This window comes from Micromonospora sp. NPDC005806 (assembly GCF_042871425.1).
Classification (GTDB): Bacteria; Actinomycetota; Actinomycetes; order Mycobacteriales; family Micromonosporaceae; genus Micromonospora.
Window position 1 is genome coordinate 51,484 of sequence record NZ_JBIAIL010000031.1, and the last position, 24,957, is coordinate 76,440.

Sequence of the window (24,957 nt, forward strand, 5' to 3'; positions counted from 1 at the left end):
TACGTTCATGAACGTCTGTTCATCATGGGTGTTCGGCGAGGCGGCGTCAACACCCCAGGGAGAACCGGTCCGTTTCGCCGGTGATCGACGGGGGTATCTGCGGCCACTGATGAGACTGACCACGCACTCGACGACGTTGCGCCACGCGGCCCGGAGCCTCTTCGGCTGGACCGCACTCCGGCCCAACCAACTGGCCGCCATGCGGGCGGTGATGAAGCGACGCGACGCCCTGGTGGTCCTGCCCACCGGCGCCGGCAAATCGGCGATCTACCAGATCCCGGCCAGCCTGATCCCCGGCCCCACCGTGGTCATCTCCCCGCTGCTCGCGCTCCAGCAGGACCAGATCGCGGCGCTCAACGAACGGCAGCGGCCCGAGCTGCGGGCGGTCCGGATCAGCTCCGACGAGAACGCGGCCCAGCGGGCCGCGGCGATCGAGGAGGTCCGCCAGGGCCGGGCCGAGTTCCTGTTCATCACCCCGGAGGCGTTGAACAACCCGGACCGGATGGCCGAGGTCCGCGCGCTGAAACCGGCCCTGGTGGCGATCGACGAGGCGCACTGCATCTCCGCCTGGGGACACGACTTCCGCCCGGACTACCTGGCGCTCGGGCACCTGATCGAGGGCATCGGCCGGCCGCCGGTGGTGGCCCTCACCGCCACCGCCTCCCCGCCGGTCCGCGACGACATCGTCGCCCGGCTGGGGCTGCGCGACCCCGAGGTGGTGGTCTCCGGGCTGGACCGGCCGAACCTCTTCCTCGAGGTGGCGCACTGCCCGACCGACGACTACCGGTGGCGGCGGCTGGTCGCCCTGCTTCGCGACGACGAGCGGCCCGGCATCAGCTACGTGCCGACCCGGCGGGCGGCCGAGGAGCTGGCGCAGCGCCTGACCGACGCGGGCTTCCCGGCGCGGTACTACCACGGCGGCATGCCGACCAACGACCGCCACGAGCTGCACGAGGCGTTCCTCGCCGACCAGGTACCCATCATGGTGGCGACGTCCGCGTTCGGCATGGGCATCGACAAGCCGAACATCGCCTGGGTGGTGCACATGGCGCTGCCGGACTCCCCGGACAGCTACTTCCAGGAGATCGGCCGCGCCGGCCGGGACGGCGATCCGGCCCGGGTGCTGCTGCTCTGGCGCGCCGAGGACATCGGCCTGCAGCGGTACTTCACCGGCGGCCTGCCCGACGAGAAGGAGCTGTGCGAACTCGCCGCGCTGCTGCGCAAGCAGGCGCGGACCAGGAAGGAGCTGCGCGAGCTGACCGGCCTCGGTCCGCGCAAGCTCGGGCAGTACCTCTCCCTGCTCGAGCAGATCGGCGCCGCGGAGCCGCGCTCCCGTCAGCGCATCGGCGCCCCCCGGTACGCCCCGACCGCCGCCGAGTCCGGCCGGGCGGCGCTCGCCGAGGCGGAACGGCAGCAGGCCGTCACCCGGTCGCGGACCGACATGATGCGCGCCTTCGCCGAGACCACCGGCTGCCGCGGGCAGGCGCTGCTGGCGTACTTCGGCGAGCAGATGCACCAGGTCTGCGGGCACTGCGACAACTGCCACTCCGGCACCAGCGTCGCCGACGACCGGGCGGTCGGGCCGTTCCCGGTGCACAGCCAGGTCCGGCATCCGGAGTGGGGCGCCGGCCTGGTGCTCAGCTACGAGGAGGACCGGATGACGGTGCTCTTCGACGAGGTGGGCTACAAGACGCTGTCCGTGCGCGTGGTGTCCGAACAGGGCCTGCTGACGCTCGACTAGCCTGACTCGGGCACCGCGGGGTGCCCGTCGACAACGACGACCACGGCGAAAGGGGCTTGATCGTGATCGAGCAGCCGGCGTACACCGGGTTCGGTTTCTCCGACGAGGAGTGGGGCCTGCTGGTCGGGCTGCCACAGGCGGTCCTCACCGCGGCGAGCGCGGCCGAGTCCGACGGCACCAAGCGCACCATGGCCGAGAGCGCCGCCGGCCTGGAGACCATCTCCGCGGGGCGGGAGTCGGCCAGCCCGCTGGTGGCCGCCGTCGCCGGCGAGGTCGTCGCCCGGGTGGGCGACCCGGAGACCGGCGCGGAGCTGCCGGTCATCGAGCCGGCCGACCCGCAGGCGATGATCGGCGACGTGCTGGCCCGGGCCGGCCAGGCGTCCGACCTGCTGGCCGCCAAGGTGGACGAGGGGGAGGCCGGTGCGTACCGGCACTGGCTGGTGGAGATCGCCGAGCAGGTGGTGAGCGCCGCTTCGACCGGCGGCCTCCTGGGCCTCGGCGGCGACGTGGTGAGCGACTCGGAGCGGCGCTTCCGGGACCGGCTCGCCCAGGTGCTCAACGACTGACCCGCCCCGCCTGCCGGTGGTCGCGCCACCGACGGGATCGTTGCCGTCGACGACGGATGTCGGACGCCCCATCTCGGTCGCTCAGCGACGGAGGATGGGGCGTCCTCGATGATGGAGGGCGACGGACCACCGGAGGGTCGTTGCGATGGACGCGAAGCTGAGCCGACACATCTTCGACACGACGCAGGTCCCGGCGCCCGACCGGTTCGGGCTGTGGCTGGACATGATCGCCGACTCGCCCGCGCCGCTGCGGGTGCGGACCGCACACGCCGACGACTTCGTCGCCCGCGCGGAGTTCGTCGAGCTGGGCGCGTTGCGCCTGGTCCGCTACCACTACCCCGCCGTGGACTGCGTCCGGACCCGGAAGCTGATCCAGCGTTCCGACCCCGACTACTACTGCCTGGCCCTGACCCTCTCCGGCACCGGCGTCGCCGAGCAGGAGGGGCAGCAGAGCACCTGCCGGCCCGGCGAGTTCACCTTCTACGACTGCTCCCGCCCGCACGAGGTCAGCCACCACGGGCTTGCCCACGGACGCGAGCACGCCAGCTCCGTCGTGGCCTTCATCCCGTACGACGCCCTGCCGCTGCCGCAGGGCCGGCTCGCCGCGCTGTTCGCCGGCCGGATGCCCGGCACCGAGGGGATCGGGGCACTGCTCGCCGACTACCTCGTGCGGCTCAGCGCCCACCCGGAGCAGTACCGGGTGGCGGACGCGGAGCGACTCGCCGGCATCGGGCTGGACCTGGCCTCGACCATGCTCGGCCGGCACCTGGTCGCCGAGGACACGGTGCCCACCGAGGTACGCCGACGCGCCCTGCTGGCCCAGATCCAGTCCCACATCCGCCAGCATCTCGGCGAGTCCACGCTCAGCCCGCAGGTCATCGCCGACGCGCACCACATCTCGGTCCGGTCGCTGCACCGGCTCTTCGAGGCCGAGGAGACGACCGTGGCCGCGTACGTCCGGGACCAGCGGCTGGAGCGGTGCCGCCGCGACCTCGCCGACCCCGCGCTGCGGGACCAACCCGTCCAGGTCATCGCCGGCCGTTGGGGATTCCGGGACAAGGCCCACTTCAGCCGGGTGTTCCGGGCCGCCCTGCAGGAGACCCCGATGGCGTACCGGGCCCGTCACCTGGAACAGGCACGGATCGTCAACACTCCGGCGTCCGCGGTCAACTCGCAGCGCACATACTGATTGCGGGCCGACCGCCGGGAGACCGGCGCGGCCCACTGGTATCGGGGGGCCGTGGCGAGGCGCCCGCGACGGACCGTCGCGGGCGGCCGCCCGGTGCCGACACCGCCGCCGGACGACGCGAGCGGCGGCCCCTGCGCCCCGGCCACCGGCCGTCGCACCGAACTCCGGCCCCGTCGCGCTTCCCCCCAGGACTGAGGGACGGGGCCGGTCAGGCCTCCGCGAGCAGCGCGAGCACGCTCTTCTCCACCGCCTCCCGGGGCATTTCCGGCTCCACCGGAGCCAGCACCCCGTCGTGGTACAGGTCCACCACCCGGGGGTCCACGTAGGACGTGCGCGCCACGGTGGGGGTGTTGCCGAGCAGCTCGGCGACCGCGCGCATCACCGCCGCGAGCGCCTGCTTGCGCGCCCTCGCCGACCGCTGCGCACCGGCCGTGGCCAGCTCGGTGGCGGCCAGCACGGTGGCGTGCCAGGTACGGAAGTCCTTGGCCGTCATCTCCCCGCCGCTGGCGTCGCGCAGGTAGTCGTTGACCTCGTCGCTGCGGACGTCCCGCCAGGCCCGGCCGTCCCAGTAGCCGAAGAGCCGCTCCTCGGCCCGCCGCCGACGGCGCAGGTTGGTCAGCACCTGGCACAGCTCCGGGTCCTCGATCCGGCGTACCTGCTCGATGCCACCCTTGGCCGGGAACTCGAGGACCACGCAGCCGCCCCGGGAACGGGCGTGCTCGGGGCGCAGCGTGGCGACGCCGAAGGTGGGGTCGTCGCCGGTGGCGTACTGGTCACTGCCGACCCGGAACATGCCCATGTCCAACAGCCGGGTGACGGTGGCGAGGACCCGCTCCCGGCGCAACCCACGCAGCGTCAGGTCGTGGTCGACCCGCTCGCGCAGCATCGGCAGCCGGTATGCCACCTCCAGCACGTGGTCGAACTTGGCCTCGTCGCGCTTCTGCCGCCACGCCGGGTGGTAGAGGTACTGCTTGCGGCCGGCCGCGTCGATCCCGGTGGCCTGGATGTGCCCGTTCGGGTACGGCGAGATCCAGACGTCCCGCCAGGCGGGCGGGATGACGAGGTCGCGCAGCCGGACCAGCTCGTCGGGGTCGCGCACCGGCTCGCCCTTCGGATCGACGAAGAGCCAGCCCTCGCCGCGCCGCCGCCGTCCGTATCCCGGCCGGCCCGGATCACTACGCCGCAATCGCACCGGAGACCCGCACCGCTCGTTCCGCCTCGTCCACCGCCGCCAGCACCTCATCGACCGGGATGGCCGCCAACGTCGGGTGCGTTCCCACCCCACCGGAACCGGACCGGTCCCGGTCGATCCTCGCGCGGTGCGGGACCCCGAGCACGCGGTGCCGGGGCCGGTCCGGCGGCGGCCCCCAGTGCGCCGGCGGCACCGGGCCGAAGAGCACCACCGAGGCGGTGCCGTACCCGGTGGCCAGGTGGGCCACGCCGGTGTCGCCGCTGATCACCAGCCGGGCGTCGGCCACCAGCGCGGCCAGCTCGGTCAGGCCGGTCCGGCCGGCGAGCACCGTCTCCGGCGGCAGCCCGGCGTCCCGGGCAACCCGGTCGGCCAGCTCCTGTTCCTCCTCGGAGCCGGTGAACACCACCCGGTGTCCCCGGCCGGCCAGGGCCCGGGCCACCGCCGCGAAGCGCTCCGCCGGCCAGCGCTTCGCCGGGATCTTGCTACCCGGGTGCAGCACGGTGGCGCCGGTCGGGGCCCCGACGGCGGGCGGGCGGCGCAGCGCCAGGTCCGCCGGGTCGGCCGGCAGGTCGTACCCGTGCAGCAGCCGGCACCAGCGGCGGACCTCGTGCTCGTCGTCGTCCCAGACGGGGCCGTCGGCGTGCCCGGCCGCGGCGTTGGCAAAGGCCAGCAGGCGGTGCGGCCGGGCGGCGGCCAGCATCCGGTGCGACTGCGGGCCGCGGCCGTGCAGGTTGACGGCCATCTCCGGCGGCGGCCGGGACCACGCGAGGCGGCCCAGGCCGTCGGTGGGCAGCACCCGGTCGACCGCGCCGACCAGGTCGGCCAGCGGCGCCAGCCAGGCCGGCGCGGCCAGCACCAGCTCCCGGTCCGGGAAGGCGGACCGCAGGCCGCGCAGCGCCGGCACGGCCGTCGCCAGGTCGCCTACCCCGAGCGCCCGGAGGACCAGGATCACGGGTACGACGACTCCTGCTCGGCGCAGACCACCATCTCCCGGACGGCGCAGCCGGCCGGCTGGGAGAGGGCGAACATGATCGCGGCGGCGGTGTCAGCCGGCTCGTTGAGCGCGGCGTCCGGCCCGGGACGGTACTGCGCGTCCCGCTCGTCGAAGAAGGCGGTGCGCATGCCGCCCGGGATGAGCAGGGTGACCCCGACGGCGCCGGCCAGCTCGGCGGCGAGCGCCCGGGTGAAGCCGACCACCCCGAACTTCGCCGCACAGTACGCGGTGGCGTCGCTGACCGCCTTGACGCCGAGCGTGGAGGCGACGGTGACGATGCTGCCCCGGGACGCCTCCAGGTAGGGCAGCGCGGCCCGGATCACCGCCGCCGTGGCGAGCAGGTCCACCGCGACGATCCGCTCCCAGGTCTCGGCCGGGACGTCGATCAGCTTGCCGGGCACGTCCATGCCCGCCGCGGTGACCACGGCGTTAAGGCCGCCGGAGCGTTCCGCCAGGTTTCGGGTGGCCGCCTCGGCGGCCCGGGTGTCGGCCAGGTCGCACTCGACCCACGGCACCCCGTCGGCGGGTCGGTGCCGGTCCAGCACGAGGGGGCGGCCGCCGGCCCGGGCGACCGCGGTGACCACCGCCGCGCCCAGCCCGCTCGAACCGCCGGTAACCAGGACGGTGGGGCCGGCCCCGGGCGGACTGCTCCTCATGCCGCCGCCTCCCTCCGGTCGGCGACGGCAGGAGGCTCGGCCGCGCTGAGCCGGATGATTCGCTCGCTGCGCTCGCTCATCGTGCTCCCTCCACGGCGCGGGCCGCCGCGATCATGTCGGTGGTGGACCGGCCGTCCAGGTACGGCACCACCACCGTGTGCCCGCCCCAGCGGGCCAGGATCTCCGCCTCGGGCAGGGTCTCCTCGCCGCCGCCGGTGGCGTAGTCACCGCCCTTGACCCAGATGTCCGGGCGCAGCCAGGACAACGCGGCGTGCGGGGTGGGCTCGTCGAAGATCATCACGGCGTCCACGCAGCTCAGCGCGGCGAGCAGCCGGCTGCGGTCGCCCTGCGGCATGACCGGGCGTTCCGGTCCCTTCAGGCCGGCCACGCTGGCGTCGGAGTTGAGGCAGACGACCAGGCAGTCGCCGAGCTGCCGGGCCGCCTGGAGGGTGGCCACGTGGCCGGCGTGCAGCAGGTCGAAACAGCCGCCGGTGGCGACGACCGTGCCGCCGTCCGCCCGTACCCGGGCGACGACCGCGCCGGCGGCGGTCGCGCCGATCCGGTCCCCGCCGCCGGTGACCACCACCGGAGCGGCGGTCCGCACCGGAGCCGGCAGCGCGGCGGCCACTCCCCCACCGGCCACGTACGCGGACGCCTCGGCGACCGCCTCCTGCACCGCCTCGGAGACCAGCGCGCCCCCGGCCAGCGCGAGGGTGGCCGCCGCGGCGAACCGGTCCCCCGCCCCGCAGGTGTCCCCGTCCGCGGCCGGGGCGGGCACCACCAGCGGGGTGGAACCGGCGTGGCAGAGCAGCGCGCCGTCCCCGCCCAGGGTCACCGCCACCGCGCCGGCTCGCCAGCGCTGCCGCAGCGTCTGGGCCCCCCGGGACGCGGTGACCAGCCGCGACGCGCCGGGCGGCAGCTTCGCCAGCTCCCGCGCCTCGGACTCGTTCGGGGTGACCAGGTGCACCCCGGGCACCGCCGCCGGGCCACGCGGGTGCGGGTCCCAGACCACCGGGGCGCGGGTGGCGGCGAGCGCGGCCCGCAGCGCCGGATGCCGGGCGACCCCCCGGCCGTAGTCGCTGACCAGCACGGCGGAGGCGGTGGCGAGCAGGCGCAGCATCGCCTCGCTCGGCTCGCCCGGCTCGCCGGCCGGGCCGCCCCGGTCGTGCCGCAGCAGCACCCGACCCCGGGCGTGCAGCCGGATCTTCTCCGGGGTGGCGCCGGGCAGCCGGAGCCCGTACAGCTGCACCCCGGTCGCGGCGAGCAGGGTGCCGATCCGGGCCCCGCCGGCGTCGTCGGCGATCGCGGTGATCAGCGCGACCTCCGCGCCCTCGGCCGCGAACACCGCGGCGAGGCCGGCGCCCCCGGGCCGGTCGACGTAGGTGGTCTCGTCGAGGACCGGCACCGGGGAGTCCGGACAGAGCCGGTTCACCGTTCCCTCGACGTCCCGGTCCAGCAGGGTGTCACCGATCACCACCACGGGTCCCGTCACGCTCGACCTCCTCATCGGGCCTGCACCTCCGGGTCGGGGGCGTCCCCGAGCACCACCTCGACGCCGGTGCTTACCGGTCCGGCGGCCGGCCGGGCGGCAAGCGCCTTGGGCAGGGTCCGGTCGACGTACTCGCAGAGCACGTGGGTGGCGACCAGGTGCAGTTCCTGCACCACCTGGTTGTCCGGGGACTCGACGGCGAGCACGTCGTGGCAGAGTTCGGCGAGGGGGTTGGGTGCCGGGCCGGTGAAGGCCCAGCAGCGTAGTCCGGTGTCGCGTCCGGCGTGGGCGGCGGTGAGCAGGTTGTGGCTGGTGCCGCTGGTGGACATCAGCAGGAGGATGTCGTCGGGTCGGCCGTGGGCGCGGACCTGGCGGGCGAAGATCTCCTGGTAGCCGTAGTCGTTGCCGATCGCGGTCAGCGCGGAGGTTTCCGCGTGCAGGGCGATCGCGGACAGTGGTTCGCGGTCCTCGCGGAGCTTGCCGACCAGTTCGGCGGTGAGGTGCTGGGCCTCGGCGGCGCTGCCGCCGTTGCCGGCCACCAGCAGCCGCCCGCCGGTGGCCAGCCGGTGCGCCAGCTCCCCGCCCCAGCGGGCCAGCAGCAGCTCCGACTGGCGAAACGGCAGCAGCGCGGCGGCCAGCTGGGTCAGGTGGTCCTCCAGCACCGTGCCGCCGACGGCCGGCCCGGTCGCCGCCATCAGGCGACCACCCGGGTGGGCCGGCGTACGGTGGCCACCTCGCCGTAGAGCTCCGCCAGCCGCTCCGCCGTGCCCGACCACGAGTAGTGGGTCCGGGCCCGCTCCACGGCCGCGGTGGCGTACGCGAAGCGGCGGATCCGGTCGCCGAGGAGCCGGCGGATCGCCGCGCCGAGCGCCTCCGGGTCCCGGGCCGGCACCAGGTCCCCGGTCCGCCCCGGCACCACCGTGTCGATCAGGCCGCCGACGGCGGTGCCGATCACCGGTACGCCGCACGCCATCGCCTCCAGCGGGGTGAGCCCGAACGGCTCGTACCAGGGGGCGGCGGCCAGCACGTCCGCCGACCGGTACCAGCGACCCATCTCCTCCCGGGGCACCGCGCCGATCAGCTTGACCCGGTCGGCGACACCGCACGACTCGGCGAGCGCCCGCAGCCGCAGCGCGTACGGGTCGGTCTCCAGCAGCCCGGCCGGTGGGCCGCCGACCACCACGCACTCCGCGTCGGGAACCAACGCGATGGCCCGGATGACGTCCTGATAGCCCTTACGTTCCACCAGCCGGCCGACGGTGAGAATGCGCGGCCGGGTGCCGTCCCGCTCGGCGACCGGGCCGAGCGGGGCGAACGTGGACAGGTTCACCCCGGACGGGACGACGGTCATCCGGGACCGGGGCACCCCCATCCGGACCAGCTCGGCGACCTCGTCCTGGCACTGGGCGACCACCCGGTCGACCGAGCGGCCCAGCTCCCGCTCGTGCCCTACCCGGCCCGGCGGGCTGGTGTCCTGCGCGCCCTGGTGGCGCCGCTTCACCGTGCCGAGCGCGTGGTACGTCTGCACCACCGGCACCCCGGTGCGCCGCCCGGCGGCGAGCCCGGCGAGCCCGCTCATCCAGAAGTGCGCGTGGACCACCTCGGGCTGCCAGTCGCCGGCGCGCCACCGCTCGGCCAGCCACTCCCCGAACGCCGGCATGTACGGCAGCAGGGCGTCCTTGGCGACCGGCTCGGCCGGCCCGGCGGGCACGTGCACCACGTCGTACCCGTCCGGGGCGCGGACCGTCGCGGGCAGATCGACGGCGTCGAGGCGGGTGTAGACCCGGACGTCGTGACCGGCGGCCGCGAGCGCGGCGGAGAGCTCCGCGACATGCGTGTTCTGGCCACCGGCGTCCTCCCCGCCGAGGACGGCGAGGGGGCTGGCGTGCTCCGAGATCATCGCGATGCGCATACTTCCTCCTCCAGCAGCCGGTCCCAGTCGGCGAGGAAACGCTCCAGGCCGTAGCGGTTCCGTGCGGCGGCCCTGGCCTGGGCGCCCGCCCGGCGGGCGGCCGACGGATCGTCGACGAAGGCCCGGGCCGCCTCGACCAGCACGTCGACCCGGGTGGAGAGGGCGCCGGCGGACGGCGGCACCGCTTCCACGGCCTCGGTGGTGGCCAGCGCCACCACGGGCATGCCGATGGTCATCGCCTCGATCAGGCTCAGCCCGAGGGAGGTCCACCGGCACAGGTGCAGGTACGCCCGCCGCCGGGCCAGCTCGGCGTGCATGGCGTGCTGCGGCACGTCGTCGTGGCTGGTCAGCCGCTCCGGGGGCAGTCCGAGCCGGTCGGCCAGCCCGGCCACTCCCATGCCGTAGACGTCCAGCGGGGCGATCTCGGCGAAGCGGGTCAGCAGGTCGGTGCCGGTGACCCGCCAGCGGCGCACCGGCTCGTTGATGACGACGGCCAGCCGGTCCAGTTCGCCGGTCCACTCGACGGTCGGGGCGACCACCCCGTGCTCGACCACGGCGGTGCGGGAGCCGCCGTTGTCCCAGAACAGCTCGTTGAAGTGGGTGACGTGGGTGAGCAGCAGGTCGTCCCGGTCGGCCATCGGGTGGCGGGTGTTCGGCACGTCGCCCTTCGGGGTGTTGTGCTCGACGTAGATCGCCGGCAGGTCCCGGCCCACCCGGCGGCCCAGCCACTCGCAGGCCAGGTCGAACTCCTCGGGGCGCTGGAGCAGCACCACGTCCACGTCGGCGCGGCGCAGCTCCTGCGGCGTCACCTCGACGGCGTGCTCCGGCCACGGGTAGGTCCGCGCCCGGCCGAGGCCGTACGGACCCCGGTCCGGGGTGACCGGCACCAGATACCGGTGCTTGCCGTGCACGAACGACGTGGTCCACGACCCGTGCACGTGCCAGACCAGGACGTTCATCGCATCACCCCACCGGGCACCGGGACCGCGCCGACCGGTTCCGGCGCGTCGGCGGGGACGCCCAGCAGCCGCAACGCCTCCAGCACCCGACCCGGCTCCACCGCGGCGAGGCAGGGGTGGCCGGGGACCGGACAGCGGGTGGCCCGGGTGTCCCGGCAGGCGGCCCCGGCGTCACCGAGCCGCACGGTCGGCACCCGGTACGGCCCCCACTGTCCGAACGGGACGGTCGGGGCGAAGAGGCTGACCACCGGCACGCCCAGCGCGGCGGCCAGGTGCGCCGGTCCGGTGTTGCCGACCACCAGCGCGCCGGCCCGCGCGATGACCGCCGCGAGCTCGTCGAGGCCGGTGCGGCCACCCAGGTCGATGCCGCCGGCGGCGGCCACCCGGGCGGTCAGCTCCCGCTCGTCCCGGCCGCCGGTCACCACCACCCGGTGGCCCGCGGCGGCGAGCACCCGGACGATCCGGGTGGCCAGCTCGGGCGGGCAGGCCCGGGTCTCCACCGAGGAGCCCGGGTGCAGCACGACATAGCCCGCCGCCCCGGCCTCGACCGGCACGGCGGGCAGCCGGTCGGTACGCAGCCGCAACCCCGGCTCGTCGTCGGGGGGTAGGGCGAACCCGGCCGCCGCGGCGAGGGAGAGCGCCCGCTCCGGCTCGGGCACCCCGACGGGCACCCGGTGCCGCACGTCCAGCAGGGCGCCCGGGTAGTCGTCGCTGATCGCGCTGATCCGGGCGATGCCGGCCATCCGCAGCAGCAGCGCCAGCGGCAGCGCCGACTGGTGGAACGAGGTGAAGACGACCGCCTCGTCCGCGTTCAGGGCGGCGAGCCGGTCGGTGAGGTCACGCAGCTCGGCCGGGTCGACCCGCGGCGCCGGGGCGTCGATCCACGGCAGCGGCCACTCGACGATCTCGTCCACGCCGGGCAGCAGTTCGGCGGCCGCCCGGCCGCGTGGCCCGCAGAGCAGCACCACCCGTTGCGCCCCGGCCGCCACCGCCCGGATACCAGGGCCGGTGACCAGCACGTCCCCGGCGGCGTCACTGCGCGCCACCAGGACGGTGCCCCGGCGGGGCGGGGACGCCGGGGCGGCCACCAGCCGCGTCCGGCGCAGGATCTCGGTCACCGCGTCCGGCAGGTCCGCCGCGACGGTCGGCGCCGCGATCACCTCCGCCGACCGGGTGGCCGGAGTGGGGACCATGACCGCGGCCGCGCCCGCCGCGGCGGCGGCGGTCATGTCGGCGCCGATATCGCCGACCATGACACAGCGGGCCGCGGTGGTGCCGAGCGCCCGGGCGGCGGCGTGCAGCAGGCCCGGGGCGGGCTTGCGGCAGGCGCAGCCGTCCGGTTCGCCGTGCGGGCACACCTGCCAGCTGTCGAACGGCCCGAGCAGCTCCTCCACCCGGGCGTTGACCCGGCGCAGGTCGTCGGCGGTGAAGCAGCCCCGGGCCAGGCCGGACTGGTTGCTCACCACGGCCAGGCGCAGGCCGGCCGCGCGCAACCGGTCCAGGGCCTCCCGCGCGCCGGGCACCGGCCGGACCTTCTCCGGGTCGCCGTTGTAGGGCACGTCCTCGATCAGCGTGCCGTCCCGATCGAGCAGGACCGCGTCGTACAGGCCTGACGGGATCCGGCCAGCACCCGGGTAAACCCGGGCTGACCTGCACTGATCCCGCTCGTGGTCCCGTCGCACGGGCGGCGGGTTCCCGACCCCCCGAGGAGTAAACATCAACTTCGGCGGAGCCCGCCTCCGCCGGTGTCCGCCGGCCGGTCCGTACCGCGCTCCACCGGCCCGGTCCGGCGATACCCGCCGCCCCCGAGAAGCTAACCCGGCGGTCGTTAGCGGCGGACCGGGCGGGGGTACCGGAATCTGGTGGCGATGGTGAACGACCTGGTGCTGCACCTGCGCAACAAGGAGACGTTGAACCGGCTCTCGGACATCGCCACCCGGCGGAAGTCGCAGCGGTGACGAGCGCGGGGGACGGGTCGGCCGGTGGCCCTCCGGAGCTGCGGGCGGGCGTCTGTGCGGACCGCGCGGGGGCGACTAGCTACCCTCTGAGGTGAAAACTGTCGGCTGACCGAGGATGTACCTGATGATCGAACCCGTGCAGTTGCCCTCCCCGTGGCGCGACGCACGCCTGACCGTCGTCGTCCCGACCTACAACGAGGCGGGCAATCTCCCGGTGCTGGTCGAGCGGCTCCTCGCCCTGCCGCTGCCCGGGTTGAAGGTGCTCGTCGCGGACGACAACTCCCCGGACGGGACCGGCGAGGTCGCCGACAAGCTGGCGATCGAGCACCCGGAGCGGGTGCTGGTGGTGCATCGCCCGGGCAAGGAGGGGCTCGGCCGGGCGTACGTGGACGGGATCGGGCGGGCCCTCGCCGACGGCGCCGACTTCGTCGCGCAGATGGACGCGGACCTGTCGCACCCGCCGGAGGCGCTGCCCGGCATGCTCGGTGCGCTGCTCGCCACGCAGTCCGGCGTGGTCATCGGCTCACGGTACGTGCCCGGTGGTGAGCTGGACGAGAACTGGCCGCTGTACCGACGCGCGCTCAGCGGCTGGGCCAACCTGTACGTGCACACCCTGCTGCGGGTGCGGATCCGCGACCTGACCGCCGGCTTCAAGATCTGGCGGGCCGACGCGCTGCGCGACATCGGGCTGGAGCGGGTGCAGTCCAACGGCTACAGCTTCCAGGTGGAGATGCACTACCTGGCGACGCGGCTGGGCCACACGATCCTCGAGGTGCCGATCCGCTTCGAGGAGCGCCGCGAAGGTGTTTCGAAGATGACCACCGCCACCAAGATCGAGAGCGCGCTGATGCCGTTCAAGCTGCGCGCCAAGCACCGCAACCTGGAGAGCTGACCCCGCCGGACAGCACCGACCCCGGGCCGCCGTCGCGGCCGGGGTCGGTCGCGTTCAGCGGTAGACCGCCCGGTGGGCGGCGTCGATCATGCCGGCGTACAGGCCGCCGGTGAGCGCGCGGTCCCGGGCCAGCGCGGCCCGGGCCGCGTTCGCCCCGGGCGCGCCGTGCACCCCGCCGCCGGGATGCGCCGAGGAGCTGGCCAGGAAGAGCCGGTCCACCGGGGTGTCCGCGCGGCCCAGCCCGGGGATCGGGCGCAGGAAGAGCTGCTGGTACGCGGCCGCGGTGCCGCCGCCGAGCGCGCCGCCGACCAGGCTCGGCTCGGCGTCCTCCAGGTCGGCCGGGCCGGCCACGTGCCGCCCGACGATGAGCGAACGGAAACCGGGTGCCGCCTCCTCCAGCACCTCCTCCATCCGCTCCACCTGGGCGGCGACCTCCTCGCTCCGCCAGTGCCGTCGGAACGGCAGGTGGGTGTACGACCAGAGCGACTCGGTGCCCGGCGGCGAATGCTGCGGGTCGGCCACCGACATCTGCCCCACCAGCAGGAACGGGTCCCGGGGCACCTCGCCCCGGGCGAGCGCGGCCGAGTACAGGGTCAGCCCGTCCAGGTCCCCGCCCAGGTGCACGGTGCCCGCGCTGGCCACCGCCCGGTTCTTCCACGGCACCGGCGCGGAGAGCGCCCAGTCCACCTTGAGGGTGGAGCCGTCCCACTTGAAGTGGGCCAGGTCCTCGACGAGCCGGGGCGGCAACTGCGCCGCGCCGACCAGGTCCAGGTAGAGCGCCGGGGCGGGCACGTCCGCGAGGACCGCCTTCCGGGCCTGCCAGGTGGCACCGCCCACGGTGCGTACACCCATGGCGCGGGCCCGGGCGGTGAGCACCCGGTCGACGCGGGCGCCGTAGTCGATCCGGCCGCCCCGCTCGACCAGCCGCGCGACCAGCGCGTCCGTGATCTTCTGGGCGCCGCCGACCGGCACCGGCCAGCCGACCTGCTGGCCGAGCATGGCGAGCAGCCAGCCGTACACGCCGGAGCCGGCCTCCTCCGGGGACAGGTCGGTGTGCAGGGCGCAGCCGGCCAGCAGGGCGGGACCACCGTCGCCGGCGAAGAGTTCGTCGCCGAACTTGCGGACCGGCACCACGAGCCGGCGGGCCAGCCGCAGCGCCCCCGCCACCCGCAGCCGGCGCAGCAGGCCGAGTCCGCCGCGCACCGGCGGGAACGGGGAGGTGATGGCGTCCAGCATCGGCCCGGACACCTCCTGCCAGTCCGCGTACGCCCGCCGCCAGCGATCCCCGTCGCCGGGGGCGAAGGTCTCCAGTGAGGCTGCGGTGGCGTCCAGGTCCCGATTGATCACCGCCGCCCGCCCGTCGGGGAGCAGGTGGGCCAGCACGTCCGGGGCGTGCGTCCAGCGCAGCCCGTACCGGCCCAGGCCGAGCCGGCGCAGCACCGGGGAGGCGTAGCCGAGCGGGTAGAAGGAGCTGTAGAGGTCGCTGAGGTAGCCGGGCGCGGTCACCCGGGCCGAGCGCACCGCGCCGCCGGGGGCCTGGGTGGCCTCCAGCACCAGCACGTCCCAACCGGCGTCGGCCAGCAGATTCGCGGCCACCAGACCGTTGTGGCCGGCGCCGATGACGACGGCGTCCGCCCCCGCCGTGCCGGTCGAATTCATCCGATCCGCCTACCCGGCGGGTTACCGGGCGAAACGCGTTTGCCTCGTCCGGGCCGGGGCATCCACTGCCGCATGTACACGGTTGCGCAGCTCATAGGTGGAGTGTGGGGCGCGGGTGGTGAGGGGGGCGAACTCGTCGTCCACGATCCGGCGGACGGCTCCCGGGTGACCACCGCGCCGGTGGCGACGGCCGACGAGGTGGCCAAGGCGGTCGGGGCTGCCCGGGCCGCGGCAGCGGAGTGGGCGGCGACGGCGCCGGCGGAGCGGGCGGCGGCGCTGCACCGGGCGGCGGACGCGGTGGAGGCGGTCGCCGAGGAGTTGGCGCAGGCCACCACGGCGGAGATGGGCAAGCCGCTGGACGACGCCCGCGGCGGTGTCGCGGCCGGCGTCGGCACCCTGCGGCAGTACGCCGAGCTGGGCCCGGTACGCGGCGGGCGGACCCTGCACGGCGGGCATCCGGCGCTGGACTTCATGGCTCCCGAACCACGCGGCGTGGTCGCCGCGATCACCCCCTGGAACGACCCGGTGGCGGTCTCCTGCGGGCTGCTCGGCGCGGCCCTGGTCACCGGCAACGTCGTGCTCCACAAGCCGAGCGAACGCACCCCGGCCACCGGCTGGCTGCTGGCCAAGGCCCTGGACGCCGCCCTGCCGGCGGGCGTGCTGTCGCTGCTCACCGGCGGGGCCGAGGTCGGCGCGGCGCTGGCCGAGCAGGAGGTCGACGTGGTGGCCCACGTGGGCTCCACCGCCACCGGCCGGGCGGTCGCCGCCGCCGGTGCGCGCACCGGGGCGAAGGTGCTGCTGGAGAACGGCGGCAGCGACCCGCTGGTGGTCGACGGCGGCATCGACCCGGTCTGGGCGGCGGAGCAGGCCGCGCTCGGCTGCTTCGCCAACGCTGGGCAGATCTGCGTCGCGGTGGAGCGGATCTACGTGCACCGGGACGTGGCCGAGGACTTCGTCGACGCGCTGGTCGAGCAGGCCGAGGCGCTGGTCATGGGCCCCGGCCGGGAGCCGGGGACGCAGCTCGGGCCGCTGGTCGACCGGCGGCACCGGGACCACGTGCACGGGCAGGTCACCGCGGCGGTGGCCGAGGGGGCCCGGCTACGGACCGGCGGGGCGATCCCGGAGGGGCGGGGCGCCTTCTACCCGGCCACCGTGGTGACCGACTGCCGGCACGACGTGGCCCTGGTCCGCGAGGAGACGTTCGGGCCGGTCGCCCCGGTCATCGTGGTCGACTCGTTCAGCGAGGGGCTGCGCTGTGCCGCCGACTCGCCGTACGGGCTGGCCGCCACGGTGCTGACCGGGTCGATGAGCCACGCCCACCGGGCGTGGCGGGAGCTGCCGGTGGGCACCGTGAAGATCAACGCGGTGTTCGGCGGCGCGCCGGGCGGCGCCGCACAGCCGCGCCGGGGCAGCGGCCACGGCTTCGGGTACGGTCCGGAACTGCTCGACGAGTTCAGCACCGTGAAGGTGGTGCACATCGAGCCGCCGGGCGGCGGCCACTGGTGAGCGCGTACGACGGAGCCCGGGACCTGCGCGGTCCCGGGCTCCCGTACGGTCGCTCGCGGTCAGCGGCCGCCGCGCGCCTCGCGGGTCGCCTTGTCGTTCGCCTTCTGGATCGCCTTGACCAGTTCCGGCTTGGTCATCCGGGACCGACCCGGCACGTCCAACTTCTTGGCGACCTCCATCAGGTGCTCCTTCGGGGCCTTGGCGTCCACCCCGGCGGCCGTGGGTGCCCGCCGCGCCGGGCCGCCCCCGGCGGCCTGCTCGTCGCTCGGGCCCTTGCGACCCTTCGGCTCCCAGTGGTCGCCCACCTTCTCGTACTGGTTCTTGACGGCGGCGAAGGCGGTGCGGTGCGCCCGCTCCCCCTCGCCGTACGTCTCGACCGCCGAGTCGTGTGTCTTCTCCCACGTCCGCTGCGCCTTGTCCGGGGAGCGCCGCAGCGTGCTGGGCAGTACCTCGCGCCCGGGCATCTCGTCCTCCTCCGTCTCGATGGGTTCCTATGACCGTTCCCCCGTGCCAGGAGCGCAAACCGGTACCCGGTTTGTCGATTTTCACCACGGGGTACCGCCGGAGCCACGCGCGAGACTCGGCGGCGGAGGAGGCGGTCATGGCGGCGACGACGGAACCGGTGCTCACCGGTCGCCAGCGGGCCCGGATGCCCCGCCGGATGCGCCAGTTGAGCTGGGCGACCTGGCGCGGGGTGCTGGTCCGTAGCGGGCGCAACTTCGTCAAGGACAACTGCGCGGACTGGGCCGCCGCGCTCACCTACTACGGAGTGCTGGCGCTCTTCCCCGCCACCATCGTGGTGGTCGCTCTGGTGGGGCTGGTCTCCGACGGCGAGCGGACCGTCGACACGGTGATCGACCTGGCCCGGGAGATCGGGGCCGGCTCGGTGGTCGGCAACGACGGCTTCGTCAGCGTGGTGCGCGGTGTGGTGGCGCAGCAGGGCCCGACGAAGGTGCTGCTCGGTTTCGGCCTGCTCGGCGCGCTCTGGTCGGCCTCCGGGTTCATCGGCGCGCTCACCCGGGCGGCCAACGCCATCTACGGCGTCGAGGAGGGGCGGCCGTTCTACCGGCTGCGTCCGCTGCAGATCGGGCTGGCCGCGGTGTCGCTGCTGCTGCTCGCGGTGGTCGCCCTCGGGCTGATCGTGAGCGGTCCGGTCACCGACGCGGTCGGCGACCGGCTGCACGCCGGCGGCCTGTCCCGCATGGTGTGGACGGTGGCGAAGTGGCCGATGCTCGCCCTGGTGGCGATGACGCTGCTGTCGCTGCTGTTCTGGATCGCCCCGAACGTCCGGCAGCCCCGGTTCCGCTGGCTCACCCCGGGCGGCGCGCTCGCCCTGCTGGCCTGGGTGCTCGCCTCCTTCGGTTTCGGCCTCTACGTCGCCAACTTCGGCTCGTACGACGTCACCTACGGCAGCCTCGGCGCGGTCATCGCCTTCCTGGTCTGGCTCTACCTGTCCAACTGCGCGCTGATGCTGGGCGTGCAGGTCAACGCCGAACTCCAGCGCGGGCGGATGCTGCAGAGCGGGGTCGAGGACCCCGGGGAGCCGGTGCTGCCGCCCCGCACCCCGGCCGATTCCTGACCCGCCTCGGCCCCTTCGTGCCCGGTGACCTGTGCGGCGGGCGGCCCCCGGTTTACCGGCGGTCCCCTCGGGCATGTCTGTCGGCATGGAACGTGGCAACAGCAAGCACTCGCCCAGGGTCGACGACAACATGAGCCAGGACGTCAGCGGCCTCATCCAGGGGCCGGGGGCCGGTGGCGCGCGCGTTGACGAGTCCCGCCAGCCGGAGCCGGCGGGTGAGGACCAGCCGGAGCCGAAGACGGTGACGGCCGGCGCGAGCCGCGGCGGCAACCCGCAGGGGATGAGCATGGACGATGTCGAGGCGCGCAGTCGCCTCGGCCGGTTCATCACCATGACGGCCCTGCCCGGGGATCGCGAGGCGCTGGTGGCCAACGCGCGGCAGAACCAGGCGCCGGCCGACATCGTCGACGCCCTGGAGCGCCTGCCCGACGGCACCCGTTACCAGACGATTTCCGAGGTGTGGGCCGCACTCGGGCACAAGAACGAGACGACGCGCTGGTGAGCGGATCGGCCCACGATCCGCGAGACGACACCGGCGGGAACAGGAGGAACCCCCATGAGCGGCGTTATGGAACACGTGGACGTGTCCGTCCCGATCCGCACCGCCTATGACCAGTGGACGCAGTTCGAGGAGTTTCCGCACTTCATGGAGGGCGTCCAGGAGGTCCGACAGCTGTCCGACACGATGACGCACTGGACGGTGGAGATCGCCGGCGTGAAGCGCGAGTTCGACGCCGAGATCACCGAGCAGCTGCCGGACGAGCGGGTGGCCTGGAAGTCCACCGGTGGCACCGAGCAGGCCGGCGTGGTGACCTTCCACCGCCTCGACGAGGGGCACACCCGGGTCACGCTGCAGATGGAGTTCGAACCGCACGGCGTGGTCGAGCAGGCCGGCGACAAGCTCGGTGTGGTGGACCGTCGCGCCAAGGGCGACCTGGCGCGGTTCAAGCAGTTCATCGAGCGGCGCGGTCAGGAGACCGGCGCCTGGCGCGGCACCGTCGACCGTCCCACCCCCTGACCGGTCGCCCCCCGGTACACAGCTCCGATGGCCGCCGGTGATCCGGCGGCCATCGCCGTTCCGGCGGCCGTTTGCGATCATCCGGCTCGGGTACCGCTGGGGAATGACCGACAACGACAGCCACGTGTGGCGCGACGAGAAGCGGACCTCCCTGCACGAGCTGGACCGGGCGATCGCCCGGTCGTCTCTCGACGGGCAGGCCGACGACGTGACCGCCAACGACGCCGGTGAGGAGGCCACGTTCGGCCACGGGCCTGAAGCGGTGGACCGGGGGGCCGGCCCGGAGGCCGAGCGTCGGGAGATGACCGACGCGGACCGGGCGTACCGGCCGTCGACCACCGGACGGACCGGCCCGGACAACATGTGAGCCGGGCTCCGGGCGCCACTGGGTGCCCGCAGCCGGTCAGGCCACCGGCCGGACCCGCCGCGGCCCGGCGGCGTGCAGGGCGAGGAGGGCCACCGCGAGCACCACCAGCGTCGGCCCGAGCACCACGACCGAGGTACGCGCGAGCAGCACCCCGACCGCGGCCGGCACCAGCGCGGCGCCGACCCCGGCCGCGCCGATCTGCAGGCCGATGGTCCGGTCCGCGTGGGCCCGGCCGACACGTTCGGCCGTGGTGAGGGTGAGCAGCGGGAAGACCGGGGCCGCGGCGAAGCCGACCACCAGCAGGCCGGCCACCGTCACCCAGGCCGGGGCGGGCAGGGCGATCAGCGCGGCGCCCCCGACCAGGCCGAGCAGGCTGCCTCGCAGCACCCCGGCCGTGCCCAGCCGTTCCGCGACCACACCCTGTACCACCCGTCCCAGGAACAGGCTTCCCCAGTAGCCGGAGACGCAGAGCCCGGCCACCGGCCGGGACGCGCCCCGTCCCTCGGTGAGCAGCAGGAACGCCCAGAGTCCGGTGGTCACCTCGATCGCCACGTAGACGGCGAAGGCGGCCCCGCCGAGCCAGACGGCCGGCAGCCGCAGCGTCTCCCGGATCGGGGTGGGCCCCGGCTTCGGGGCCGGCGACGCGGCGTCGGCCACCGCCCCGTCGACCAGCGCGACCAGGCCGCCGGGCGGGCCGGCCAGCTCACCCGGGCCGCCTGAGGTCGGCGTCGACTCCCCGGAACCGCCGGCCAGGCCGGGCGGGCGGTCCGGCGCGGGGGCCGTCCCGACCGGCGGGGCGGCCGACTCGGCCCGGCTGTCCGCCACCATCGACGGCGCCACGGGGTCGAGCGGCGCGGGAGCCGGGGCACGGTCCCGCCAGGCCCGTACGGTGAGCGCGAACGCGGCGGCCAGGGCGATCTGGGCGATGGCGACGACGCCGTATCCCCAACGCCAGCTCAGGCCGGCACCGAGCACCCCGGTCATGATCAGCGGGCCGATCGCCACCCCGAGCCCGAAGAACGCGTGCATCCAGTTCATGTGCCGGGGGCCGAACGCGCTGGCCGCGTACGCGTTGAGGCCGGCATCGATGGCCCCGGAGCCGAGCCCGAGCACCAGCGCGAAGCCGACCATCACCGCGAGCGCGGGGGTCAGCGCGTACCCGCTGAGCGCCAGGCCGGCGAGCAGCGTGCTGGCGGCCAGCAGCCAGCCCACGCCGAGCCGGCCCAGGGTGAACCCGGCCAGCACGCTGGAGGTCAGGTAGGCCACCGTGCCGGCGGTGAGCACCACGCCCACCGCCTCGGTGGGCACCCCCAGGTCCACCCGGATCGAGGGCCAGCCGACCCCGATCAGGCCGTCGGGCAGCCCGAGGCTGACGAACGCCAGGTAGGCCAGCAGGAGCAGGGACGCCCGGGGCGCGACGGAGGTGCGGGACACAGCCCCCAATCCTGCCGCACCGCCCAGTTCGCCCCGATACCCCCGCCCACGGCGATCAACCTCCCCTGAAACGACAAAAAGTGAGATACGGACGGCCGGGAAAACGGACAGCCCATCCAGAATCGGCCGAACGGGGGACGGCGATGCTCTGGTCCCGCGTAAGACTTTCGGGATGCAACACGGCTCCGGCTTCCTCACCTCACGTCAGCGCCGCCTCGCCTGGCTCGGCTTCCTGCTCGCCGCCGTCCAGGCCCCGGTCGCCGCCAAGCTGGTCGACGACAGCTCCTGGCTGTTCAGCCTCGTGGTGGCGCTCATGATCGCGACGGTGATCATCGCCGACGACGCCACGCGCCGCCGGCCGGCGGACGCCCGCTCCTCCGACTGACCGCCGGGCGGGCTTGCCCGGACTCCCTACGATCCCCGGCATGCGAGGCGAGATCGACGGGGTGACCGTCCTCCGGGAGGACCAGCCGGGCATGCCGGTCGGGTCGCTGTCGTTCGGCTGCGACCCCCGGGACGAGGACCTCGACACCATCGGCCTGACCCATCTGGTGCAGTGCCTGGTGCTGCGGGCCGAGCCCTGCGCGGCCGAGGAGTGCACGGAGATGACCGCGCTGGTCGACACGTCCTTCACCGCGGCCGGCACCTCCGAACAGCTTGCCGAGCACTTCACCGCCGTCTGCGCGGCCGTCGCCGCGCTTCCGCCCGGCGACCTCGCCGACGCGCTGGCGGAAGCCGACCCGGAGGACCGGTACCTCGGCGACATCGAGGACGGGCTGCTCGACCCCTGGGGGTCGCTGCTCGCCCGCCGGTACGGCCCGGCCGGACCCGGGCTGGCCCGCTGGCCGGCGGTGGACTACCGGCTGTTCACCGCCGACGAGATCCGCCGGCACGTGGGGACGTTCTTCACCGCCGGCAACGCGGTCCTCGCCCTGACCGCCGCCGCGCCGCCGGACCTGCGCCTCCCCCTGCCCGCCGGCCCACGGGTCACGCGCACCGCGTCGGCGGTGCGCCGGACCGGCCCGATCTGGTATGCGGACGAGGTGCGCGGAGCCGGATTGACCGTACGGGTCGAACCCGGTGTCGAGGCGGTGGCGCTGGTCCGGCTGCTGAGGTCGCGGGTCAACGCGGAGCTGGCCCGGGCCGGCCTGGCGGCGCAGAGCGACCGGGTGTCCCTGCCGGTTGACGCCGATCGGCACGAGTACGGGCTGGTCGTGCGGCCGCGCGGCAAGAAGTCGAAGGCCGGGGACGCGGCAGCCGCGGCGGAGGTGCTCTGGGCGGAGCTTCGGCGGTTGGTCCACGACGGTCCCGAGCAGGCGGAACTGGACCGGGAGATCGCCTTTGCCGAGGTGCCGCCCACGGCCGTCCCCGGGATGCGGCGGGACTGGCTGGCGCGGATCGGGGCGTTGGAGCAGCCGGCCCAGCTCGAGTTGTTCGGCACGGCCGACCACTACTATCACCCGGCACCGGTGGACCGGCTGCGCCGGCTCACCCCGGCGGCGGCTCGTGACCTGACGGCCGGTTGGCTCTCCGCCGCGCTGGTGGTCGTGCCACGTGGGGCGGTGCCGACGCTGCCCGGCCTCGTCGAGCAGTCCTGCCCGACCAGCCGGATTCCGCCCTCGGGTGAGATGTACCGGCCGCCGGTGCTGAAGCGGCTGGGTCGCAAGGACGTCCTCGTCCTCGGCACCGACAGCGTCGCCACCGTCGACAGCGACGGCACCGTGCACACCGTTCCGCTGGCCGAGGCGCTCCTGGCCGAGCGCGACGGCAGGTACTGGCTCGCCCACACCGGCCACGGCTGTGTCACCGACATCTCCGACCATTCCGGCGCGGCCGCCGCGCTCCGCTCCGTGCTGCCGGCCCGGCGGGTCCGTCGGGACACGGCCTAGTTCTCACCCGTCGGCCGCGGGGCGCGCCTCGTGCCCCGGCCGCCCCGGGCTGCGGCGCTGTTCCTTCATCTCCGCCTCGTAGAGGTGCCGGCGGCCGCCCACCAGTTCGTCGCGGGCCTGCCGGTCCAGCTCCCGGAAGAGCGCGTAGTACCCGTCGTCGAAGTCCTCGACGATCTGGAAGGTCCAGCGTCCCGCGATCACGTTGCGGCCGAGCAGGTCCCGGTCGATCCGCTCGGCGAGGTCGTCGTGACCGGCGGACCGGAACAGCTCCAGCGCGTCGTCGAGCATCAGGTCGGCGTGGCCGATCAGCTGGTGCAGCGAGTAGAGGTGACCGCGCGCCCGCTCCACGGCCTCCAGCGCCTCGCTGAGCTTGCCGAGCGCCTCGACGGTGGCGTCGCCCACGCCGGCCGGCCTGCGGTGCGCCTCGTCCGGCCCGTGCACCTGCTGTCCCATTCCGTTCCTCCGCGGGTTCCGCTGCGCCCGTTCGCGCCGTTTCCCTTTGCCCCCTCTCGACCGGGTCAATCCCGGTGGGCGACGCCGGACGGCGCCCGGACGACCCGGACATCAGCCGGTCGGCCGAGGCCGCCCCGGCGCCCGCGCGGTTAGCCTCGGTCACCATGCGCGCGCCGAACAACCGGGTCACCACCCCCTCCGCGGCAGCCTCCGCGCGGTCCACCCTCACCACGCTCACGGCCGCCGTCGGCACCGCCGGACTCGCCGCGGCCGCCGCCAGCCCCGGCCTGCTCGCCGTGGTCGATCAGCACGCCGCCGCCGTACGGGACAGCCTGAACGGCGACCGGCGCCCGCTGACCGTGGCCGCGCTCGCCGGGTACGCCGAGGGCGTCCGGGCCGCGGCCCGGGAGCACGGCTGGCGGCCGCCGGCCGCCCCGGTCGACTGGTCGCAGCCGGACTGGCTGCTCACCCGCCTGCTCGCGGTCTGCGTCCTGGCGCGCTCGCTGGACCCGCGACACCTGGCCTGAGACGCGCCGGAGGGCGCCCGCGATCGTCCGCGGACACCCTCCCGACCCGTGCTCCGGCGTCAGCCGTTCGGCCCGCGGACCTGCTGGGTCTGGTCGCCCGTGTTCCCGGACCGGTACGTGCCCTGACCCCGGGCGCCGGACATCGTCGACTCCTGCATCGCGGGGGCGGGCTGCCCGCCCCGGTCGGCCATCTGCCGCTCGTAGTCGCTGCGGCCGGCGCCCTGCGCCTGACGCTGCTCCCGGATCGCGCGGGACTCCTCCGCCATCCGGTGTAGCCAGCCGTCCCAGCGCCGCTGCATCGGCTTCACCAGACCACCGCCTACACCGACGATCAGGATGCCGGCCACCGTGGCGAGCACCGCGATCAGCACCGGCGTGGTGACCGTGGTGGCGATGCCGACCTGGTTCAGCGCCGCGATGATGCCGAGCGCCAGGATGAACACCGCCGTCAGGTCGCCGAGGATCCTGCCGTACGAGAGCCCGCCGAGCGCGCCGGTGACCAGGTCCCGGACCGCGTTGGCGATGGCGGCGGCGATGACCACGATGACGATCGCCACGAAGGCGCGCGGCAGCCACGAGATGACGCCCCGGATCAGATCACTGATGGCGTTCGGCCCCCATACCCCGAAGGCGAACTGCAGGGTGAACAGCAGGACGGCGTAGTAGGCCAACTTGGCCAGGATGTCGCTGGCGTCGTATTTGGTGCGTTCGAGCGCGCGCTTGATGCCCCCCCGCTCGACCGCGCGGTCGAAGCCCACCCGTTCCAGTGCCGCATCCACGATCTTGAGGACGGCTCGGGCGATGAGCCAACCCACCACGAGAATCGCGATGAACGCGATGGCCCTCGGGATGAAGAGCAGCACCGACCTCCAGAAATCGGTCAGGGCGGCACCGATGTCGGCCTGCCCGACCGCGAGGGTTTTCGGCATGATGTCCCTCCTGTCGCATGAACTGCGACGGCCGCATACCCGGTCGTC

At 74.7% G+C, this 24,957-nt stretch carries 25 protein-coding genes; 12 read left to right on the forward strand and 13 right to left on the reverse strand.

Going from position 1 to position 24,957, the window contains the following annotated elements:
* Positions 1-109 precede the first annotated feature (109 nt).
* From ACFYOS_RS26590 to ACFYOS_RS26600, 3 genes are all read left to right on the forward strand, one after another.
* Positions 110-1,741: a RecQ family ATP-dependent DNA helicase gene (locus tag ACFYOS_RS26590; protein ID WP_387147089.1), complete on the forward strand. Its 1,632-nt coding sequence runs from the start codon at positions 110-112 to the stop codon at positions 1,739-1,741.
* A gap of 62 nt (positions 1,742-1,803) precedes the next feature.
* Positions 1,804-2,307: a hypothetical protein gene (locus ACFYOS_RS26595; RefSeq protein ID WP_387147092.1), complete on the forward strand. Its 504-nt coding sequence runs from the start codon at positions 1,804-1,806 to the stop codon at positions 2,305-2,307.
* A 145-nt stretch (positions 2,308-2,452) separates the two neighbouring features.
* On the forward strand, positions 2,453-3,496 hold the full coding sequence (locus tag ACFYOS_RS26600; RefSeq protein ID WP_387147095.1) for a helix-turn-helix domain-containing protein: 1,044 nt from the start codon (positions 2,453-2,455) through the stop codon (positions 3,494-3,496).
* Positions 3,497-3,704: 208 nt separating this feature from the next.
* Here the strand turns inward: ACFYOS_RS26600 and ACFYOS_RS26605 are convergent, their stop codons facing one another.
* From ACFYOS_RS26605 to ACFYOS_RS26640, 8 genes are all read right to left on the reverse strand, one after another.
* Positions 3,705-4,688 (reverse strand): DNA topoisomerase IB, encoded by a 984-nt coding sequence (locus ACFYOS_RS26605; RefSeq protein ID WP_387147098.1) that lies wholly within the window; start codon positions 4,686-4,688, stop codon positions 3,705-3,707.
* Complete coding sequence (locus ACFYOS_RS26610; protein WP_387147101.1) at positions 4,672-5,640, reverse strand: glycosyltransferase family 9 protein; 969 nt, start codon at positions 5,638-5,640, stop codon at positions 4,672-4,674. The genes ACFYOS_RS26605 and ACFYOS_RS26610 overlap by 17 nt, the downstream gene beginning before the upstream one ends.
* The gene (locus ACFYOS_RS26615; RefSeq protein ID WP_387147104.1) at positions 5,637-6,338 is read right to left on the reverse strand and encodes an SDR family oxidoreductase; all 702 of its coding nucleotides are present in this window, start codon (positions 6,336-6,338) and stop codon (positions 5,637-5,639) included. The genes ACFYOS_RS26610 and ACFYOS_RS26615 overlap by 4 nt, the downstream gene beginning before the upstream one ends.
* A 76-nt stretch (positions 6,339-6,414) precedes the next feature.
* Complete coding sequence (locus ACFYOS_RS26620) at positions 6,415-7,830, reverse strand: PfkB family carbohydrate kinase (RefSeq protein ID WP_387147107.1); 1,416 nt, start codon at positions 7,828-7,830, stop codon at positions 6,415-6,417.
* An 11-nt stretch (positions 7,831-7,841) separates the two neighbouring features.
* Complete coding sequence (locus tag ACFYOS_RS26625; RefSeq protein ID WP_387147110.1) at positions 7,842-8,522, reverse strand: SIS domain-containing protein; 681 nt, start codon at positions 8,520-8,522, stop codon at positions 7,842-7,844.
* Positions 8,522-9,739, reverse strand: coding sequence for a glycosyltransferase (locus tag ACFYOS_RS26630; protein ID WP_387147112.1), 1,218 nt, complete (start codon positions 9,737-9,739; stop codon positions 8,522-8,524). Before ACFYOS_RS26630 ends, ACFYOS_RS26625 begins: the two co-directional genes overlap by 1 nt.
* Positions 9,724-10,698, reverse strand: a complete 975-nt coding sequence (locus ACFYOS_RS26635) for a glycosyltransferase (protein WP_387147115.1) — start codon at positions 10,696-10,698, stop codon at positions 9,724-9,726. Before ACFYOS_RS26635 ends, ACFYOS_RS26630 begins: the two co-directional genes overlap by 16 nt.
* Entirely contained in the window at positions 10,695-12,380 is a 1,686-nt protein-coding gene (locus tag ACFYOS_RS26640) for an HAD-IIIA family hydrolase (RefSeq protein ID WP_387147117.1), read from the reverse strand. The genes ACFYOS_RS26635 and ACFYOS_RS26640 overlap by 4 nt, the downstream gene beginning before the upstream one ends.
* Before the next feature lie 400 nt (positions 12,381-12,780).
* Here ACFYOS_RS26640 and ACFYOS_RS26645 point away from each other — a divergent pair, with 400 nt between their 5' ends.
* Positions 12,781-13,548, forward strand: a complete 768-nt coding sequence (locus ACFYOS_RS26645; protein WP_387147120.1) for a polyprenol monophosphomannose synthase — start codon at positions 12,781-12,783, stop codon at positions 13,546-13,548.
* Between the two features lie 54 nt (positions 13,549-13,602).
* Here the strand turns inward: ACFYOS_RS26645 and ACFYOS_RS26650 are convergent, their stop codons facing one another.
* On the reverse strand, positions 13,603-15,207 hold the full coding sequence (locus ACFYOS_RS26650) for a phytoene desaturase family protein (protein WP_387147123.1): 1,605 nt from the start codon (positions 15,205-15,207) through the stop codon (positions 13,603-13,605).
* Between the two features lie 72 nt (positions 15,208-15,279).
* Between ACFYOS_RS26650 and ACFYOS_RS26655 the strand changes: the two genes are divergently transcribed.
* Positions 15,280-16,713, forward strand: coding sequence for an aldehyde dehydrogenase family protein (locus tag ACFYOS_RS26655; protein WP_387147126.1), 1,434 nt, complete (start codon positions 15,280-15,282; stop codon positions 16,711-16,713).
* 59 nt (positions 16,714-16,772) lie between these two features.
* On the opposite strand, the gene ACFYOS_RS26660 is transcribed toward ACFYOS_RS26655, so the two are convergent.
* Positions 16,773-17,177, reverse strand: a complete 405-nt coding sequence (locus ACFYOS_RS26660; protein WP_387147129.1) for a ChaB family protein — start codon at positions 17,175-17,177, stop codon at positions 16,773-16,775.
* 137 nt (positions 17,178-17,314) lie between these two features.
* On the opposite strand from ACFYOS_RS26660, the gene ACFYOS_RS26665 reads away from it, so the two are divergent.
* From ACFYOS_RS26665 to ACFYOS_RS26680, 4 genes are all read left to right on the forward strand, one after another.
* Positions 17,315-18,292 (forward strand): YihY/virulence factor BrkB family protein, encoded by a 978-nt coding sequence (locus ACFYOS_RS26665; RefSeq protein WP_387147132.1) that lies wholly within the window; start codon positions 17,315-17,317, stop codon positions 18,290-18,292.
* An 85-nt stretch (positions 18,293-18,377) separates the two neighbouring features.
* Positions 18,378-18,794, forward strand: coding sequence for a DUF2795 domain-containing protein (locus ACFYOS_RS26670; RefSeq protein WP_387147135.1), 417 nt, complete (start codon positions 18,378-18,380; stop codon positions 18,792-18,794).
* Between the two features lie 54 nt (positions 18,795-18,848).
* Entirely contained in the window at positions 18,849-19,310 is a 462-nt protein-coding gene (locus ACFYOS_RS26675) for an SRPBCC family protein (RefSeq protein ID WP_387147138.1), read from the forward strand.
* 103 nt (positions 19,311-19,413) lie between these two features.
* Positions 19,414-19,677, forward strand: coding sequence for a hypothetical protein (locus ACFYOS_RS26680; protein WP_387147142.1), 264 nt, complete (start codon positions 19,414-19,416; stop codon positions 19,675-19,677).
* Between the two features lie 36 nt (positions 19,678-19,713).
* On the opposite strand, the gene ACFYOS_RS26685 is transcribed toward ACFYOS_RS26680, so the two are convergent.
* Positions 19,714-21,111, reverse strand: coding sequence for an MFS transporter (locus ACFYOS_RS26685; RefSeq protein WP_387147145.1), 1,398 nt, complete (start codon positions 21,109-21,111; stop codon positions 19,714-19,716).
* A 172-nt stretch (positions 21,112-21,283) separates the two neighbouring features.
* On the opposite strand from ACFYOS_RS26685, the gene ACFYOS_RS26690 reads away from it, so the two are divergent.
* Positions 21,284-21,496 carry a hypothetical protein gene (locus tag ACFYOS_RS26690; protein ID WP_387147148.1) on the forward strand — a complete coding sequence of 71 codons (213 nt, stop codon included), beginning with the start codon at positions 21,284-21,286 and terminating at the stop codon, positions 21,494-21,496.
* 40 nt (positions 21,497-21,536) lie between these two features.
* Positions 21,537-23,000 carry a hypothetical protein gene (locus ACFYOS_RS26695; RefSeq protein WP_387147151.1) on the forward strand — a complete coding sequence of 488 codons (1,464 nt, stop codon included), beginning with the start codon at positions 21,537-21,539 and terminating at the stop codon, positions 22,998-23,000.
* 3 nt (positions 23,001-23,003) lie between these two features.
* On the opposite strand, the gene ACFYOS_RS26700 is transcribed toward ACFYOS_RS26695, so the two are convergent.
* Positions 23,004-23,453, reverse strand: a complete 450-nt coding sequence (locus ACFYOS_RS26700) for a hypothetical protein (RefSeq protein WP_387147154.1) — start codon at positions 23,451-23,453, stop codon at positions 23,004-23,006.
* A gap of 164 nt (positions 23,454-23,617) precedes the next feature.
* Here ACFYOS_RS26700 and ACFYOS_RS26705 point away from each other — a divergent pair, with 164 nt between their 5' ends.
* Positions 23,618-23,980, forward strand: coding sequence for a DUF6401 family natural product biosynthesis protein (locus ACFYOS_RS26705; RefSeq protein ID WP_387147156.1), 363 nt, complete (start codon positions 23,618-23,620; stop codon positions 23,978-23,980).
* A gap of 59 nt (positions 23,981-24,039) precedes the next feature.
* Here the strand turns inward: ACFYOS_RS26705 and ACFYOS_RS26710 are convergent, their stop codons facing one another.
* Entirely contained in the window at positions 24,040-24,909 is an 870-nt protein-coding gene (locus ACFYOS_RS26710; RefSeq protein WP_387147159.1) for a hypothetical protein, read from the reverse strand.
* Between the last annotated feature and the right edge of the window lie 48 nt (positions 24,910-24,957).

Coding starts and splice junctions, on each gene's coding strand:
- ACFYOS_RS26630 (WP_387147112.1), bottom strand. CDS start 9,739: ATGCGCATCGCGATGATCTCGGAGCACGCCAGCCCCCTCGCCGTCCTC.
- ACFYOS_RS26680 (WP_387147142.1), top strand. CDS start 19,414: ATGACCGACAACGACAGCCACGTGTGGCGCGACGAGAAGCGGACCTCC.
- ACFYOS_RS26665 (WP_387147132.1), top strand. CDS start 17,315: ATGGCGGCGACGACGGAACCGGTGCTCACCGGTCGCCAGCGGGCCCGG.
- ACFYOS_RS26590 (WP_387147089.1), top strand. CDS start 110: ATGAGACTGACCACGCACTCGACGACGTTGCGCCACGCGGCCCGGAGC.
- ACFYOS_RS26700 (WP_387147154.1), bottom strand. CDS start 23,453: ATGGGACAGCAGGTGCACGGGCCGGACGAGGCGCACCGCAGGCCGGCC.
- ACFYOS_RS26695 (WP_387147151.1), top strand. CDS start 21,537: ATGCGAGGCGAGATCGACGGGGTGACCGTCCTCCGGGAGGACCAGCCG.
- ACFYOS_RS26675 (WP_387147138.1), top strand. CDS start 18,849: ATGAGCGGCGTTATGGAACACGTGGACGTGTCCGTCCCGATCCGCACC.
- ACFYOS_RS26710 (WP_387147159.1), bottom strand. CDS start 24,909: ATGCCGAAAACCCTCGCGGTCGGGCAGGCCGACATCGGTGCCGCCCTG.
- ACFYOS_RS26645 (WP_387147120.1), top strand. CDS start 12,781: ATGATCGAACCCGTGCAGTTGCCCTCCCCGTGGCGCGACGCACGCCTG.
- ACFYOS_RS26705 (WP_387147156.1), top strand. CDS start 23,618: ATGCGCGCGCCGAACAACCGGGTCACCACCCCCTCCGCGGCAGCCTCC.
- ACFYOS_RS26670 (WP_387147135.1), top strand. CDS start 18,378: ATGGAACGTGGCAACAGCAAGCACTCGCCCAGGGTCGACGACAACATG.
- ACFYOS_RS26635 (WP_387147115.1), bottom strand. CDS start 10,698: ATGAACGTCCTGGTCTGGCACGTGCACGGGTCGTGGACCACGTCGTTC.
- ACFYOS_RS26655 (WP_387147126.1), top strand. CDS start 15,280: ATGTACACGGTTGCGCAGCTCATAGGTGGAGTGTGGGGCGCGGGTGGT.
- ACFYOS_RS26650 (WP_387147123.1), bottom strand. CDS start 15,207: ATGAATTCGACCGGCACGGCGGGGGCGGACGCCGTCGTCATCGGCGCC.
- ACFYOS_RS26600 (WP_387147095.1), top strand. CDS start 2,453: ATGGACGCGAAGCTGAGCCGACACATCTTCGACACGACGCAGGTCCCG.
- ACFYOS_RS26660 (WP_387147129.1), bottom strand. CDS start 17,177: ATGCCCGGGCGCGAGGTACTGCCCAGCACGCTGCGGCGCTCCCCGGAC.
- ACFYOS_RS26690 (WP_387147148.1), top strand. CDS start 21,284: ATGCAACACGGCTCCGGCTTCCTCACCTCACGTCAGCGCCGCCTCGCC.
- ACFYOS_RS26625 (WP_387147110.1), bottom strand. CDS start 8,522: ATGGCGGCGACCGGGCCGGCCGTCGGCGGCACGGTGCTGGAGGACCAC.
- ACFYOS_RS26615 (WP_387147104.1), bottom strand. CDS start 6,338: ATGAGGAGCAGTCCGCCCGGGGCCGGCCCCACCGTCCTGGTTACCGGC.